This window comes from Peptoniphilus indolicus ATCC 29427 (genome assembly GCF_000227315.1).
GTDB classification, from domain to species: Bacteria; Bacillota; Clostridia; order Tissierellales; family Peptoniphilaceae; genus Peptoniphilus; species Peptoniphilus indolicus.
Window position 1 is genome coordinate 1 of record NZ_JH165062.1, and the last position, 2,955, is coordinate 2,955.

Annotated in this window: 3 protein-coding genes; all 3 read left to right on the top strand. The window is 27.1% G+C overall.

The window, feature by feature from the left end; genetic code table 11:
• The first annotated feature begins 126 nt into the window (after positions 1–126).
• On the top strand, positions 127–1,062 hold the full coding sequence (locus HMPREF9129_RS06035; RefSeq protein WP_115312356.1) for a LysR family transcriptional regulator: 936 nt from the start codon (positions 127–129) through the stop codon (positions 1,060–1,062).
• A gap of 43 nt (positions 1,063–1,105) precedes the next feature.
• Positions 1,106–2,515 carry a tRNA (N6-isopentenyl adenosine(37)-C2)-methylthiotransferase MiaB gene (gene miaB, locus HMPREF9129_RS06040; protein ID WP_004821513.1) on the top strand — a complete coding sequence of 470 codons (1,410 nt, stop codon included), beginning with the start codon at positions 1,106–1,108 and terminating at the stop codon, positions 2,513–2,515.
• The coding region (locus HMPREF9129_RS06045) for a MutS N-terminal domain-containing protein (RefSeq protein ID WP_004821515.1) at positions 2,500–2,955 on the top strand (456 nt) is incomplete at its 3' end. The genes miaB and HMPREF9129_RS06045, both read left to right, overlap by 16 nt.

Consider the following 2,955-nt stretch of genomic DNA (forward strand, 5'->3'; position numbering starts at 1 on the left):
ATAAAATTAATTTAAATTCTAAGAAATATTAATTATACCTTGCCATAAGTATAGATATTATGTATTATAAAATTAAGTAAATAATAGTTATATAAACATAGGTAGGTGTCTATATTGTTTAGGGGAATGGAATATATATACGAGGTATACAGAGAAAAAAGTTTTTCCAGAGCTGCAAAAAATCTTTTTATATCTCAGCCATCATTAAGTGCAGCAGTAAAAAAAGTAGAAGTTAGTTTAGGATATGAAATTTTTGATAGAAGTACAAAACCAATAGGTTTAACTGAATTTGGATTAGAATATATAAAGTCTGTTGAAAAAATATTAGAAATAGAAGATAATTTTGAGAACTATCTAAATGACTTAGGTGATTTAAAAGCTGGTAAGGTTTCAATTGGTGGAACATCTCTATTCATATCGCATGTTTTACCATTTATTATTTCCGAATTTTCAAAAAAATATCCAAAAGTTGAACTTAATATAGTAGAAGATAATACAGTTGAATTAGAAAATTCTTTAGCTTCAGGGGAGTTAGATATAGTTATAGATAATTATCAATTTGACCCTGAAATTTATGATAGACAAATTCTGATGAAAGACCACATAATTTTAGTCGTGCCTTCATCTTATAAATCAAATAAAAATTTATCTGAATACAAACTAAATTATGATAGCATAATTTCTAAGGAATATCTTAATGATAAATTTAAGTCTGTAAAATTAGATAATTTCAAAGATGAGCCTTTTATATTTTTAAAGGAAGGCAATGATACTAGAATAAAAGCTGACAGTATCTGTCAAAGTGAAAATTTTAACCCCAACATTATATTTGAGTTAGACCAACAAATTACTAGTTATAATTTAAGTATAAATGGAGTTGGAATTTCTTTTATATCTGATATTTTAATAAAGAGTATTGGTAAAACTGCTGAAGTTTGTTACTATAAGCTTCCAAAAGAATTTACATCAAGAGAAATTTACTTTTTCTATAAACACAATAGATATTTGAAGCAAGCTACTCGTGAATTCTTAAAAATGGCGAGAGCTGATATTCAAAACTAATAAACTTAAGTATGGTATAATTATAGCTTGAAAAGAGGTAAAGATGAACGAAAATTACTCATTAGTACATGATTTAAATTATAATATTGACTCATATATAAATAGAGTTAGAAGTGAGATAAGCCCTAATAAAAAAGCTTGTGTCATAACTCATGGTTGTCAAATGAATGAACATGATTCAGAAAAAATAAATTGGATTTTAGAAAAAATGGGATTTCAACTTTGTGACAATTTTGAAGATAGCGATTTAGTTTTAGTTAATACATGTTCTGTAAGACATTCAGCAGAAGATAAGGTATACGGACAACTTGGAGTTCTAAAACATCTTAAGGAAGCAAAACCCGATTTAAAGTGTGGCGTTTGTGGATGTATGATGCAAAGAAAAGAATCAAGAGAATATGTAAAAGAAAAATTTGAAAATGTAGATTTGATTTTTGGAACTAATAATATTTGGAAGTTGCCTGAACTATTATTAGATTCATATGACACTGGCAAACTTCAAATAGATATTAGAGAAAAAACAAAGCAACTCAATGATGATTTAGGTGCTAATAGATTGTATTCATATAAATCATATGTGAATATAATGTACGGTTGCAATAATTTTTGCACTTATTGTATAGTTCCTTATACAAGAGGTCGAGAAACTAGCAGAAAGCCTGAAGATATAATTTCAGAAATAAAAAATTTAGCTAAAAATGGAACACTTGAGGTAACTCTTTTAGGTCAAAATGTAAATAGCTACGGCAAAACATTAGAGGATAAGATTAGATTTTCTGATTTACTATATAAAATATCTGATATTAAGGGAATTGAAAGAATAAGATTTATGACATCACACCCTAAAGATATATCTGATGATTTAATTTATGCATTTAGAGACTTAAAAAATCTTTCTAATTTCTTGCATTTACCAGTACAAGCTGGTTCTTCAAGAGTTTTAAAATTAATGAATAGAAATTATACAAAAGAAGATTATCTACGCAAAATTGATAAAATTAAAAGCATCAATCCTGATATAGCTTTGTGCACTGATTTAATGGTAGGATTTCCGGGAGAAACAGAAGAAGATTTCCTTGAAACATTAGACCTTGTTAAAAAAGTTGAATTTGATACATCATTTACTTTTATATATTCAAGAAGAGAAGGGACTAAAGCTTATAATGCGGTTGATCAAGTTCCTGATAAAGTAAAACATGATAGATTTCAAAGACTTATAGACATTTTATATCCTATACAAAATAAAAAGAATAAAGCTTTTATCGGTAGAGATGTAGATGTTTTAGTTGAAGATGTAAGTAAAAAAGATGCAAATAAATTAAGTGGTAGAACTGAAGAGTTTAAATTAATAAATTTTGAAGGTAATAAAGATTTAATAGGCAAAATAGTAAAGGTACACGTAACAGATGCAAATTCATTTAATTTAAAAGGTGAGTTATGTCAAATTCGTTAACACCAATGATGGAACAATATGTCAAAATTAAAAATCAGTATCCTAATGAAATTTTATTTTACAGGCTAGGTGATTTTTATGAGATGTTTTTTGACGACGCTTTAAAAGCTTCAAAAGCATTAGGCCTTACTTTGACTAGAAGAAGTAATAAAACTCAAGATATACCTATGTGTGGTGTACCGTATCATGTAAGTGAAACATATATATCAAAGCTTATTGAACAAGGTTTTAAAGTAGCTATTTGCGACCAAGTAGAAGACCCCAAATTAGCTAAAAATTTAGTTAAAAGAGAAGTTACAAGAATAGTTACTCCTGGAACATTTACAGACTTAAATTATTTAAATTCTAATGAAAACAATTATTTAATGTCTATTATATACAGTGGCTATAATGTCAGTATATCGTATTCAGATTATAGTACTGGAGAGTTGTTTACAACT

Coding starts and splice junctions, on each gene's coding strand:
- HMPREF9129_RS06035 (WP_115312356.1), top strand. CDS start 127: ATGGAATATATATACGAGGTATACAGAGAAAAAAGTTTTTCCAGAGCT.
- miaB (WP_004821513.1), top strand. CDS start 1,106: ATGAACGAAAATTACTCATTAGTACATGATTTAAATTATAATATTGAC.